Raw genomic sequence first — 13,127 nt, 5'->3', positions numbered from 1 at the left:
GCAACCGTCACGGTTGGATCCAGGGGCGACCCACTGCGGAACCCTGCACACCATGTTCAGTAAGATAGCGATCCAGCTCAACCATTCCCGTCCAGCGATTTTCGCACCACAACGGCGCCAGAAGCGTCGGGCGACGGGCGCTGGCAGAGACGCGATGGTAAATCACCTCCGCTGGCGTGGCGCGAATCATCTCCCCGGCGGTGACAGTATAGTCTTCCAGTTCAATACCCTGCAGACGACCCGCCTCCCAGGCTTTCGCCATAATGCTGCCCTTCACAATATGCAGGGGATGCAGCTTAATACCGTCTACGCCAGTCTCTACCACGCGATGGAGCGTTTGCAGGCATTCCGACTGCCCTTCCCCCGGCAATCCAACAATAAGGTGGCTACAGACTTTCAGCCCGCGCTCGCGAGCCAGGCGGGTGGTTCGCTGGTAACAGGCGAAATCATGCCCACGGTTAATACGGTGCAGCGTTTTATCGTGCGCGGTTTGCAGACCCAGCTCCAGCCAGACTTCATACCCCTGATCTTTGTATTCGCTTAGCAAATCCAGCACCGCCTCGGGTACGCAGTCCGGGCGTGTACCGACACACAGGCCAACAATGCTGGCCTGGCTTATTGCCTGTTGATACATGGAACGCAGCACCTGTACTTCGGCCCAGGTGCTGGTGTAAGCCTGGAAATAGGCAAGGTAGCGTTTAGCGCGATTCACCAGGTTCGCCTGATGCACCAGTTGTTCGGCAATCGAACGATGCTGCTGCTCTTCGTCGGCGAAAGAAGCGACATTACAGAACGTACAGCCGCCCCGGCCGATGGTGCCATCCCGATTCGGGCAGCTAAAACCACCGTGAAGCGTCAATTTATGAACCTTTTGTCCATGACGACGGGCAAGATCCCCACCAAACATATTGACTAATTTTTGTAACTGCATAATCTGACAGGCCGTGCCTTTGAAAAGAGGCCAAGCCTGCCATTTTTAGCTTTCGACGGCGATGATGTGGATCAATCGCCCGGCAAGGCTTTTATTCATTGCATAACCAGTCAAGATTACCGCAATTTCATTCACTCCTCGGGCAATTACTTTTCCTTATGTTCAGACGATATTTTGCAGAAATAGTGTCACAAGTGAAAAACAGTGCGTTCATATGCTCATAAGAACATTCTCAGAATAATATTCTGAAATCCACATTTCCCTTAGTAGGGTAACGCATTAACAACGCTTCCCGATAGTGAGTCAGATCACATTACTCTGCCGCTCCGCGCTGGGCTTATTGATTGTAAATAAGGTTAAATTCATTTACATATCAATTAATTAAACATCCTTTAGCACATTATTAGATAAATAAGCCTGGCATTTGACCTGTGTACGGATTCCCGATAAGTTGGGAATCCGCTGGAAGCTTTCTGGATGAGTGGTCTGCTCATCATATTTATGCAGTTATTGAGATTCCCTCTTAAGCAAGTCCTCAACACTTGTGTACCGATGCGAAAAGGAAATTAAAGAGGGCGACATGCGAGGCTTTATTTAGCCCCGTCGCCATGCTCTTGCTGTGCCCGCGCGCAATCGGTATCGGATGGGAATCCCGCAGAGCCTGGGGAGGTTCACTGATATGTTGTACGATAAATCCCTTGAGAGGGATAACTGTGGTTTCGGCCTGATCGCCCACATAGAAGGCGAACCTAGCCACAAGGTAGTGCGTACCGCTATTCACGCACTGGCCCGCATGCAGCACCGTGGCGCAATCCTCGCTGATGGTAAAACCGGCGACGGTTGCGGTCTGCTGCTGCAAAAACCCGATCGTTTCTTCCGTATCGTTGCGGAAGAGCGCGGCTGGCGTTTAGCCAAAAACTATGCCGTTGGTATGCTGTTCCTGAATAAGGATCCAGAAAAAGCCAGCACATCTCGCCGTATTGTAGAAGAAGAACTTCAACGTGAGACCCTGTCTATTGTCGGCTGGCGCGATGTGCCAACCAACGAAGGGGTACTCGGTGAAATCGCCCTCTCCTCGCTGCCTCGTATTGAGCAAATTTTTGTTAACGCCCCGGCTGGCTGGCGCCCACGTGATATGGAGCGCCGTCTGTTTATTGCCCGCCGTCGCATTGAAAAGCGTCTGCAGGAAGATAAAGAGTTCTACGTTTGTAGCCTCTCTAACCTGGTGAATATCTATAAAGGTCTGTGTATGCCGGCTGACCTGCCGCGCTTCTACCTGGACCTGGCGGATCTGCGTCTGGAATCGGCCATTTGCCTGTTCCACCAGCGCTTCTCCACCAACACCGTACCGCGCTGGCCGCTGGCACAGCCGTTCCGCTATCTGGCGCATAACGGTGAAATCAACACCATCACCGGTAACCGTCAGTGGGCGCGCGCGCGTACCTACAAATTCCAGACCCCGCTGATCCCGGATCTGCATGATGCCGCGCCGTTCGTCAACGAAACCGGCTCTGACTCCAGCTCCATGGATAACATGCTCGAACTGCTGCTGGCCGGCGGGATGGATATCGTGCGCGCCATGCGCCTGCTGGTACCACCAGCCTGGCAGAACAACCCGGATATGGACCCGGACCTGCGCGCCTTCTTCGATTTTAACTCCATGCATATGGAACCCTGGGATGGTCCGGCGGGCATCGTCATGTCCGATGGCCGTTTCGCAGCCTGTAACCTGGACCGTAACGGCCTGCGCCCGGCACGCTACGTCATCACCAAAGATAAGCTGATCACCTGTGCCTCCGAAGTGGGCATCTGGGATTATCAGCCTGACGAAGTGGTCGAAAAAGGCCGCGTCGGTCCGGGCGAGCTGATGGTTATCGATACCCGTGGCGGTCGCATTCTGCACTCCGCAGAGACCGATGACGATCTGAAAAGCCGCCATCCTTATAAAGAATGGATGGAGAAAAACGTTCGTCGTCTGGTGCCGTTTGAAGATCTGGCCGATGACCAGGTTGGCATCCGCGAAATGGATGACGACCTGCTGACAAGCTATCAAAAGCAGTTTAACTACAGCTTCGAAGAGCTGGATTCTGTTATCCGCGTACTCGGTGAAAACGGTCAGGAAGCGGTCGGCTCAATGGGTGACGATACCCCGTTTGCTGTGCTCTCCAGCCAGCCGCGTATCATTTACGACTACTTCCGCCAGCAGTTCGCACAGGTGACGAACCCACCGATTGACCCGCTGCGTGAAGCCCATGTGATGTCGCTGGCCACCAGTATCGGTCGTGAGATGAATGTCTTCTGTGAAGCAGAAGGCCAGGCACACCGTCTGAGCTTCAAATCGCCGATCCTGCTGTACTCCGATTTCACGCAGCTCACCACCATGAAAGAGGAGCACTATCGCGCAGATGTGCTGGACATCACTTTCGATGTGACCGAAACCTCGCTGGAAGAGACGGTGAGAGCGCTGTGCGATAAAGCAGAACAGATGGTGCGTAACGGCACCGTGCTGCTGGTGCTGTCTGACCGTAACATCGCTAAAAACCGTCTGCCGGTACCGGCCCCGATGGCGGTTGGCGCAGTGCAGACCCGTCTGGTTGAGAAAAGCCTGCGCTGCGATGCCAACATCATCGTAGAAACCGCCAGCGCCCGTGACCCGCACCACTTCGCCGTGCTGCTGGGCTTCGGCGCCACCGCGATTTATCCGTACCTGGCCTACGAAACGCTGGCAAAACTGGTCGATACCAAAGCCATTGAGAAGAATTACCGCACGGTGATGCTGAACTACCGTAACGGCATCAACAAAGGGCTGTACAAGATCATGTCCAAAATGGGCATCTCGACGATTGCCTCTTACCGTTGCTCAAAACTGTTCGAAGCCGTTGGTCTGCACGAAGAGGTTTCCGAACTTTGCTTCCAGGGTGTGGTCAGCCGTATCAGCGGCGCAGGTTTTGCTGACTTCCAGCAGGATCTGCTGAACCTTTCCAAACGCGCCTGGCTGGCACGTAAACCGCTCGAAGCGGGCGGTCTGCTGAAATACGTTCACGGCGGTGAATACCACGCCTATAACCCGGATGTGGTGCGCACCCTGCAACAAGCCGTCCAGAGCGGTGAATACAGCGACTATCAGCAGTACGCCAAACTGGTGAATGAGCGTCCGGCTGCGACCCTGCGCGACCTGCTGGCTATCACGCCGAACGGCGAAACCGTCAGCATCAACGACGTTGAACCGGCAAGCGAACTGTTCAAACGCTTTGATACCGCGGCAATGTCCATCGGCGCATTGAGCCCGGAAGCGCATGAAGCGCTGGCTGAAGCCATGAACAGCCTCGGCGGCTTCTCCAACTCCGGTGAAGGCGGCGAAGACCCGGCACGCTATGGCACCAACAAAGTTTCACGCATTAAACAGGTCGCTTCCGGTCGCTTCGGCGTCACCCCGGCGTATCTGGTCAATGCTGATGTGATTCAGATTAAAGTCGCTCAGGGTGCGAAACCGGGTGAAGGCGGTCAGTTACCGGGCGATAAAGTGACCCCGTACATTGCTAAACTGCGCTATTCCGTACCGGGCGTGACGCTGATTTCTCCGCCGCCGCACCACGATATCTACTCTATCGAGGATCTGGCGCAACTGATTTTCGACCTGAAACAGGTCAACCCGAAAGCGATGATCTCCGTGAAGCTGGTTTCCGAACCGGGCGTCGGCACCATCGCGACCGGTGTGGCAAAAGCCTATGCGGATCTCATCACCATCGCCGGTTACGATGGCGGTACCGGTGCAAGCCCGCTGTCATCGGTGAAATACGCGGGCTGTCCGTGGGAACTGGGCCTGGTGGAAACCCAACAGGCGCTGGTGGCCAACGGTCTGCGCCACAAAATTCGTTTACAGACAGATGGCGGTCTGAAAACCGGCCAGGACATCATCAAAGCGGCAATCCTTGGTGCGGAAAGCTTCGGCTTTGGTACCGGCCCGATGGTGGCGCTGGGCTGTAAATACCTGCGTATTTGCCACCTGAACAACTGCGCAACCGGCGTAGCAACTCAGGATGAAAAACTGCGTAAAAACCACTACCACGGTCTGCCGTTCAAAGTGACCAATTACTTTGAATTTATCGCCCGTGAAGTACGTGAGTTAATGGCGCAGCTCGGCGTGAAACGTCTGGTGGATTTAATTGGCCGTACCGACCTGCTCAAAGAGCTGGACGGTTTCACCGCCAAACAACAGAAGCTGGATTTGTCGAAACTGCTGGAAACCGCCGAACCGCATCCTGGCAAAGCGCTTTACTGCACCGAAAACAACCCGCCGTTCGACAACGGTGTGTTGAACGCGCAGTTGCTGCAGCAGGCCAAACCGTTTGTCGACGAGCGCCAGAGCAAAACGTTCTGGTTTGATATCCGCAACACGGACCGTTCTGTCGGTGCGTCTTTGTCTGGCTACATCGCGCAAACGCATGGCGATCAAGGGCTGGCGGCGGATCCGATTACCGTGCACTTTAGCGGTACCGCAGGCCAGAGCTTTGGCGTCTGGAACGCCGGTGGCGTTGAGCTGTATCTGACTGGCGATGCCAACGACTACGTAGGCAAGGGCATGGCAGGCGGTTTAGTCGCGGTACGTCCGCCGGTAGGCTCTGCTTATCGTAGCCACGAGGCCAGCATTATCGGTAACACCTGCCTGTATGGCGCAACAGGTGGTCGTCTGTATGCCGCAGGCCGTGCGGGTGAACGTTTCGGCGTGCGTAACTCCGGCGCGATTACTGTCGTGGAAGGCATCGGCGATAACGGTTGTGAATACATGACCGGCGGTATCGTCTGTATCCTCGGTAAAACAGGCGTGAACTTTGGCGCAGGGATGACTGGAGGCTTCGCCTATGTTCTGGATGAAGACGGCGAGTTCCGCAAACGTGTGAACCCGGAACTGGTGGAAGTGCTGAGCGTCGATGACCTCGCCATCCACGAAGAGCATTTGCGCGGTCTGATTACCGAGCATGTGCAGCATACCGGTTCATCTCGCGGCGAAGAGATTCTGGCTAACTGGCCAGCCTTCGCGGAGAAATTCGCACTGGTTAAACCGAAGTCCAGTGATGTGAAAGCACTGTTGGGTCATCGTAGTCGTAGCGCAGCAGAGCTGCGTGTGCAGGCGCAGTAAGGGGCAGCAATGAGTCAGAACGTATACCAGTTTATCGACTTACAGCGCGTGGATCCGCCAAAGAAACCGCTGAAGATCCGTAAGATTGAATTTATTGAAATCTACGAGCCATTTTCGGAAGGCCAGGCCAAGGCGCAGGCAGATCGCTGCCTCTCCTGTGGTAACCCGTACTGCGAATGGAAATGTCCGGTCCATAATTACATCCCGAACTGGCTGAAACTGGCCAACGAAGGGCGTATTTTTGAGGCCGCTGAACTGTCTCACCAGACTAACACCTTGCCGGAAGTCTGCGGGCGCGTTTGCCCGCAGGACCGCCTGTGTGAAGGTTCCTGTACGCTGAATGATGAGTTCGGCGCGGTCACCATCGGTAACATCGAACGCTACATCAATGATAAAGCGTTCGAGATGGGCTGGCGCCCGGATATGACCGGCGTGAAGCAGACTGACAAACGCGTGGCGATTATCGGTGCAGGTCCGGCAGGTCTGGCATGCGCCGATGTGCTGACCCGTAATGGCGTCAAAGCAGTGGTGTTTGACCGCCATCCGGAAATCGGTGGCCTGCTTACCTTCGGTATCCCGGCATTCAAGCTGGAAAAAGAGGTGATGACCCGCCGTCGCGAAATCTTCACTGGCATGGGGATTGAATTCAAGCTGAATACCGAAGTCGGTCGCGACGTACAGCTTGATGACTTGCTGAAAGATTATGACGCGGTATTCCTTGGCGTCGGCACCTATCAGTCGATGCGTGGCGGCCTGGAAAACGAAGATGCCGATGGCGTATTCGACGCGCTGCCGTTCCTTATTGCGAACACCAGGCAGATCATGGGCTTTAGTGACTCCGCTGAGGAACCGTATATCAGCATGGAAGGCAAACGTGTTGTTGTTCTGGGTGGTGGCGACACCGCAATGGACTGCGTGCGTACCTCCATCCGCCAGGGTGCGAAGAACGTTATTTGTGCCTACCGTCGCGACGAGGAAAACATGCCAGGCTCTCGCCGTGAAGTGAAAAACGCGCGCGAAGAGGGTGTGGAATTCCAGTTTAACGTGCAACCGCTGGGTGTCGAAGTGAATGCCAACGGTAAAGTCTGCGGCGTGAAAATGGCGCGTACCGAAATGGGGGCGCCAGATGCCAAAGGCCGTCGTCGTGCGGAGATCGTTGCGGGTTCCGAACATGTGGTACCGGCTGATGCGGTCGTGATGGCGTTTGGTTTCCGCCCACACAGCATGGAATGGCTGGCGAAACACAGCGTCGAGCTGGACTCTCAGGGCCGCATCATCGCCCCGGAAGGCAGCGAGAACGCGTTCCAGACCAGCAACCCGAAAATCTTTGCCGGTGGCGATATCGTTCGCGGTTCCGATCTGGTGGTCACCGCCATTGCCGAAGGCCGTAAAGCGGCAGACGGCATCCTCAACTGGCTTGAAGTATAAGGGTTTTTCCGGAAACCCAGGACAGGCAAGAAAAAGCCGGATGGTACACCATCCGGCTTTTTTTATGCCTTAAGCAGACTGGCACAGACCTTAATCACCACCTTCTTAATCTCTTGCGCAGCACCCACCTCGCACCCCGGTTTATGTGGCTCACCGGGCATAAAAATCGCGAACATGCCAGGCGTTAGCGTGACAACCTGCCCGGCACAAATCGCGGCGCAAAGCTGATAATCGTCCTCAACATGCCAGTCATCGCACTGCCGTGCAGACCCTGGAGTGCCATACAAAATGCGCTCCTCACCCGCCAGCAATAGCTGGATATCAATGTACTGCGCATGCAGCTCGGCCTTCTTCTGTTCCGCGGGTTGTGTGGAAAATTGCATGATGTTCATAAAGATAGCGTCACCCTGTAGCGGGTAACTCCCCGGAGGCTTTTCCTGCACGCGCGCATCCAGTGCCAGCGTCAGCGCATTCAGCAGCACCGGATGCAACCCCGAGTGGGCGAGCGACGCCAGTTCACCTGTCATCATTTTTTCACTCCTTGTGCCAGCAGCGCGGCACCCAGTAAGCCTGCGTCATGGCGATAGTGCGCCTCACTTAACACCACCCGATAGACTGATGGCTCCAGGGCCAGACACGCACGCACTAGCGCCAGATATCCCGGTGCAAGGCCAATACTGCCGCCCACCACCACACGTTGGCAGTCCGTGGTCGCCTTCACATCGGCAACGAGGCGCGCCAGCGTCTGCGCCGAGCGCTGAACCAGTTCACGCGCCTGTGCATGCCCATTTGCCGCATGGGCAAAAATGGCCTTCGCATCGCAGCCTGCCAGGTCACCCTGCGCCGCTGCCGCGATACCGCGCCCGGACGCGATCGCTTCAACGCATCCCACTCGCCCACAGCCGCAGCGCGGACCGTTAGGATCGGCAAGCGTATGGCCCAAATGGCCTGCCAGCCCCTCATGACCCATACGCAGCACGCCATCGCTCACCACACCGCCGCCTACGCCAGTGGATACGGTGATAAACACCATATCTTCGATGCTCTCGCCAAGTGCGTGGTACTCCGCCCAGGCAGCGGCCTGCGCATCATTCACCGCCAGCGCAGGCAAGCCCGTTATCTCCGTCAGGCCAGAAGCCAGCGGGAAATGCAGCAGACCGCCCAGATTTTGTGGATTGATCGCCTGCAAGGTACCTTCACGAATAATTCCGGTTGAGGCAACCGCCACCTGCCGGGCCTGAGAGGCAAGCGGGGCGACCAACGTCAGGAGTGCCGCCCGCAGGGCATCCGGGGTTTTGCTGGCGGGCGTGGGCAACTCACGGCGTTTGTGAATCTGCAGGTCACCGTCCACTAGCGCGGCAGCAAGCTTGGTGCCACCGATATCAATCGCCAGCGTGGTCATGTCGCAGCCTCCTGGAGTGCATCGCAATACCACTGGCAAATGTACTCCAGCCGCGTAATGGCTGAACCGACGGTCACCGCCCATGCTCCATGGCGCTTCGCCTGCGCCGCCAGTTCGGGTGTGTTATAGCGCCCTTCCGCCATCACCCGGCATCCGGCCTGATTGAGAGTGCTGACCAGCGCCAGGTCCGGTTCTGCGGGCGTACGTTCGCTGGTGTAGCCAGACAGCGTGGTGCCAATCAGCTCCGCTCCTGCTTGCTGGCAATACAAGCCATCCTGCTCGCATGAGCAATCGGCCATGGCGATAAGCCCGTGGTGATGAATACGCGCCAGTAACTCGCGCACCGCAACCGGGCGAATACGATCGGTACCATCAATGGCGATAATATCTGCCCCTGCCTGTGCCAGCGCATCAACATCCTCAGCGTAAGGGGTAATGCGCACCGGGGAGTCCGTTAAGTCGCGTTTAATGATGCCGATGATGGGTAGTGTTACAGCCTGACGGACGGCACGCAGGTTGTTAATGCCTTCAATACGTACCGCCACCGCCCCGGCCTGCTGGGCGGCCAGTGCCATCGCCGCCACGATTTCCGGCTTATCCAGTGGGCTATCCGGAACAGGCTGGCAGGAGACCACCAGCCCACCCTGGCGGCCAATTTGTGCATCCATTTTCGCTATCAGAGACATGTCTGGTTATCCTTTCGTTTTTAATAACCCGTTCTTACCATCGCTATGGCTGACCGCGCCGCTGAATGGCTTACCATCGATCGCATCATGGGTACGCATCGCTTCGGGACGTAGCCAACGCTGTACGCGCGACGGCATATCCAGCCCAATCAACAGGATCACCACAAATGTCAGGCTAAAGGAGAGCGATCCCAGAGCGGTACCCAGATCCAGACGCTGAGCGATCAGCGCCCCCAGGATTGGTGCCAGTGCGCCGCCCAGGGCCCCAACGTTGTAGGTAAATCCCAAACCTGCTGCACGCTGGTCGGTATCGAAGTAGCCGCCGATCAGTTTAGGCAGAATGCCTGAGATCCCTTGCCCCAGCATTTGCTGGAAGAAGAGCAGAAAACCGAGAACCCATACGCTGGTGCCACCAATGGCAAACACCGGGATGATCAGAATTTGTGAGGCGAGCAGGCTATAGACGTAGGCTTTGCGCGTCCCCAACCAGTCGCCCAGAAAACCGCCAACACAACAGCCCACCGCAGCGCCAAAGCCGCTAAAGAACAGCACCTTAGCTACCGTCGCAGGCGAATAGGCCAGTTCGGTTTTGAGGTAAGTCGGCAACAGCGACTGGATGGGCCAAGAGTAGAGAAACGCAAAGAGCACCACCACCATCAGCATTACGCCGGTTGGCCAGCGTTTTCCGCTGCTTTGCACCATAAAGCTGATAAAGATAAACGCGCACACCAGGCCAAGAATCGCCACCAGCGCGGCATTCTTCATTTCACCGGCAAAGCAGTACCATAATGAAGTCGCGGCAATGAGTGTCATCGCCACGTTAATCACGCGATGTTTGCCGCGATACAGAATATCTACCATCGTGTGTACCGGCGCTTTACCCGCATGTCTCTCTTTCCAGTCTTCCGCTTCCGGAATGTTTTTCCTCAGCCACAGGGCAAAGACGATGGGCAAAATGCCGATGAAAAACAGCGCGCGCCAGCCCCAGACGGGTACCACCAGGCTGTAGACCTGCGCCGCGATAACGGCCCCGACGGAGAAGCCGGAAATCAAAAAGCCGCTGGCTTTGTTTCGCAACTGTCGGGGCCAGCTTTCAATCACATACGTCGCGCTGGAGCCATACTCTCCGGCCATCCCCATACCGATCACCAGCCGGGCGATAAACATGGTGGTGAAGCCGGGGGCCAACCCGCAGGCCAGCGTACCGCATGAGAACAGAAGGATACTGGTGACCATCGCCAACCGTCGGCCGTAGCGGTCACCCATTGCGCCCAACATCAGCCCTCCAAACCAACGGGAGATAAAGGCTGCGGAGATGAGGCTTGCCGCCTGTACCGTCGTCAGACCAAATTCGCTCTGAATTTCCGTTAACACCAACGCGATAAGGACAAAATCAAAACCGTCGAGCAGATAGCCCAGCCAGGCGGCGCAGAAAGCCCGCCATTGCGCCCGATCAAGATGGCGATACCATGGGATATTTTGCATAGCAGTACTCATGTGATACTCCCGCGATGGGTGTTGCCCATCGCTTTTGTAGACCGACAGAGCTAAGAGCGGCTCCGTCTGTCCGGTCAGCGCAGCGCCTCCGGACAGACAGCTCCGGATCACTGTTGTTGTTCTTTCTCTTGTTGCAGTGCTGCCGCCAGCGCTTTAAGTTCTGGCAAATATTTTTCCGCCACCGGTGCGAACGGCTTACGACACAGCGGTACCGCCAGGACATCCATGTAGTGCAGCACCGTTTTCAGGCCGCGGAAAACACCGACTTTGATCAGCAGATCGATAACCTCATTGCATTGCGCCTGCAGACGCTGCGCGGTGGCAATGTCACCCGTTTGCAGCGCGCGAACGATACCCAGATAGCGCCAACCCATGATGTTGTAAGTACTGCCGATACCACCATCCGCGCCCGCCATCAGCCCGGATGCAAAGATCTCGTCATAACCGTTATAGAGCACCAGATCCGGATTCGCCCGGCGGATCTGCTCCATCTGGAAGAGATCGCCCGATGTTTGTTTCAGCGCGCCCACGCCCGGCAGGGTAACCAGCGTGTCGATCTGATCCAGCGTGAGTTTCACCCCACTCAGCGCCGGAATGTTGTAAACCACCATCGGCAGGCCATTAGCGGCGTCGATCACTGCACGATAGTGGTCGCAGTGCTCTTCAAAGCTGAACGGATAGTAGAACGGAGTAACGGCAGAGACGGCGTCAAAGCCATAGCGACTGGCCGCCTGCGCAAGCTGCTGGGTTTCATGGGTGCTGACGGTGCCGACATGGGCAATCAGCGTCAGTTTGCCCTTCGCCTCTTCGGCGACGATCTCCAGTACCTGTTCACGCTCAGCAATGCTTTGCACGAACGCTTCCCCGGTGGATCCCCCCACGTACAGCCCATCGATCCCCTGATTGATATTAAAACGCACCAGACGGCGCAGGCTCTCGGTATCCAGCTTTTCGCTGGCATCAAACGGGGTCAACAGCGCGGCCATCACCCCTCTTAACTGAGCAGTCATCATCTTCTCCTATTGCATGATTGCGTTTTGACTATATACCTTTATACCTATTATACCAGTACAAATGATCGCCATCGGAGTGAGAAAACGCTAAATGGGATCTAACGCACTAAACGATCGCTAGCGCGTAAAAGGGATCGGTCGATCAGTTGCGGGATTTTTGTTGTTTATCGAACGCGTGCCAGGTAGCGAAAACGCTGTTGAGGTGAGCATGCAACGCGCGATCGGCGGCATCGGGATCGCGCTGGCGAATCGCATTGACGATCTCAATGTGCTGCTGATAGCTGAGGTTATTGTGCTGATGCAGCTCTTTTTCCGGCACCGTGGGGCGAGCGGCAATCAGCCAGTCCAGCAGGGCAACATGGATCGTCAGAAAGATAGGATTACCGGGAATTTCAGCCAGTACGCGATGGAATTCAACATCGGAGCGAATAAATAACGCGTTGTCGTCCAGCGACTGACTGTTTAGCTCCAGCGCCTTACCGAGACGTTCAATTTGTTCATCCGTGGCGTGTTCCGCCGCATGGCGCACCAGGCTGGATTCGAAAAACAGGCGTAACTGCTCAAAATGGGCAATACCGCCGGGACGGGAGAGAAAATCTTTCGCCATGCCGGAAAGCTCGCCAATGATGGTATCGGCAGATGGGCGGGAAACGCGGGCGCGTTCACCGTTGCTGATTTGCACTAATCCTTTACGCTTGAGCGCCGCCAGCGCTTCGCGCACCGAGGGGCGGCCCACATTGAAAAACGCCATCAGCTCACGCTCGGAGGGCAGCACATCGCCTTCGGCAAACTCCCGGCGACGGATCATCTGTTCGAGCTCTTCTTCCACCATCTCGGATAATTTTTTGCGCGCCAACGGACGGCGACGCAACGTGCGCCCGACATTTTCAGCAGTGTTTTCAGCGTGCAAATCTGATGATTTCATAGCGCTCATGGCAGTGGAGTATGACAAATGTGATAGCAACTTCATCATATCACAGGAATATCTGACTGGCGAAGTTAGCGCCAGAGGGGGAAGTCGGTGAGTGAT

9 protein-coding genes are annotated in these 13,127 nt (G+C 56.2%); 2 read left to right on the top strand and 7 right to left on the bottom strand.

Translation table 11 applies throughout. The annotated features are described in order from the left end of the window. Positions 1-7: 7 nt before the first annotated feature. Positions 8-931: a tRNA modification radical SAM protein MnmL/YtqA gene (gene mnmL / locus ACS0RQ_RS02870; RefSeq protein WP_271849904.1), complete on the bottom strand. Its 924-nt coding sequence runs from the start codon at positions 929-931 to the stop codon at positions 8-10. Between the two features lie 679 nt (positions 932-1,610). Between mnmL and gltB the strand changes: the two genes are divergently transcribed. Then, positions 1,611-6,071, top strand: coding sequence for a glutamate synthase large subunit (gltB, locus tag ACS0RQ_RS02865; RefSeq protein WP_271849903.1), 4,461 nt, complete (start codon positions 1,611-1,613; stop codon positions 6,069-6,071). 9 nt (positions 6,072-6,080) lie between these two features. Further along, positions 6,081-7,499 (top strand): glutamate synthase small subunit, encoded by a 1,419-nt coding sequence (locus ACS0RQ_RS02860; protein ID WP_271849902.1) that lies wholly within the window; start codon positions 6,081-6,083, stop codon positions 7,497-7,499. A gap of 62 nt (positions 7,500-7,561) precedes the next feature. Here ACS0RQ_RS02860 and nanQ read toward each other — a convergent pair whose 3' ends face one another. From nanQ to nanR, 6 genes are all read right to left on the bottom strand, one after another. Then, on the bottom strand, positions 7,562-8,029 hold the full coding sequence (gene nanQ / locus ACS0RQ_RS02855) for an N-acetylneuraminate anomerase (RefSeq protein WP_271849901.1): 468 nt from the start codon (positions 8,027-8,029) through the stop codon (positions 7,562-7,564). Then, positions 8,026-8,901, bottom strand: a complete 876-nt coding sequence (gene nanK / locus ACS0RQ_RS02850; RefSeq protein ID WP_271849900.1) for an N-acetylmannosamine kinase — start codon at positions 8,899-8,901, stop codon at positions 8,026-8,028. Before nanK ends, nanQ begins: the two co-directional genes overlap by 4 nt. Next, complete coding sequence (locus tag ACS0RQ_RS02845) at positions 8,898-9,587, bottom strand: N-acetylmannosamine-6-phosphate 2-epimerase (protein ID WP_271849899.1); 690 nt, start codon at positions 9,585-9,587, stop codon at positions 8,898-8,900. The genes nanK and ACS0RQ_RS02845 overlap by 4 nt, the downstream gene beginning before the upstream one ends. Positions 9,588-9,593: 6 nt before the next feature. Further along, the gene (locus tag ACS0RQ_RS02840; protein WP_271849898.1) at positions 9,594-11,084 is read right to left on the bottom strand and encodes an MFS transporter; all 1,491 of its coding nucleotides are present in this window, start codon (positions 11,082-11,084) and stop codon (positions 9,594-9,596) included. 107 nt (positions 11,085-11,191) lie between these two features. Next, entirely contained in the window at positions 11,192-12,094 is a 903-nt protein-coding gene (nanA, locus tag ACS0RQ_RS02835) for an N-acetylneuraminate lyase (RefSeq protein ID WP_271849977.1), read from the bottom strand. Positions 12,095-12,239: 145 nt separating this feature from the next. Further along, the gene (gene nanR / locus ACS0RQ_RS02830; RefSeq protein WP_420372482.1) at positions 12,240-13,022 is read right to left on the bottom strand and encodes a transcriptional regulator NanR; all 783 of its coding nucleotides are present in this window, start codon (positions 13,020-13,022) and stop codon (positions 12,240-12,242) included. Positions 13,023-13,127 lie beyond the last annotated feature (105 nt).

It is taken from the genome of Phytobacter diazotrophicus (assembly GCF_052061655.1).
Taxonomy (GTDB): domain Bacteria; phylum Pseudomonadota; class Gammaproteobacteria; order Enterobacterales; family Enterobacteriaceae; genus Phytobacter; species Phytobacter diazotrophicus.
Note: the sequence above shows the minus strand (reverse complement) of the source record. Positions and strands in the feature narration are given on the sequence as shown.

What these genes read in the sequence shown, in the direction of transcription:
- mnmL (WP_271849904.1), bottom strand. Translation starts at nt 931, where the DNA reads ATGCAGTTACAAAAATTAGTCAATATGTTTGGTGGGGATCTTGCCCGT.
- gltB (WP_271849903.1), top strand. Translation starts at nt 1,611, where the DNA reads ATGTTGTACGATAAATCCCTTGAGAGGGATAACTGTGGTTTCGGCCTG.
- ACS0RQ_RS02860 (WP_271849902.1), top strand. Translation starts at nt 6,081, where the DNA reads ATGAGTCAGAACGTATACCAGTTTATCGACTTACAGCGCGTGGATCCG.
- nanQ (WP_271849901.1), bottom strand. Translation starts at nt 8,029, where the DNA reads ATGATGACAGGTGAACTGGCGTCGCTCGCCCACTCGGGGTTGCATCCG.
- nanK (WP_271849900.1), bottom strand. Translation starts at nt 8,901, where the DNA reads ATGACCACGCTGGCGATTGATATCGGTGGCACCAAGCTTGCTGCCGCG.
- ACS0RQ_RS02845 (WP_271849899.1), bottom strand. Translation starts at nt 9,587, where the DNA reads ATGTCTCTGATAGCGAAAATGGATGCACAAATTGGCCGCCAGGGTGGG.
- ACS0RQ_RS02840 (WP_271849898.1), bottom strand. Translation starts at nt 11,084, where the DNA reads ATGAGTACTGCTATGCAAAATATCCCATGGTATCGCCATCTTGATCGG.
- nanA (WP_271849977.1), bottom strand. Translation starts at nt 12,094, where the DNA reads ATGACTGCTCAGTTAAGAGGGGTGATGGCCGCGCTGTTGACCCCGTTT.
- nanR (WP_420372482.1), bottom strand. Translation starts at nt 13,022, where the DNA reads ATGAAATCATCAGATTTGCACGCTGAAAACACTGCTGAAAATGTCGGG.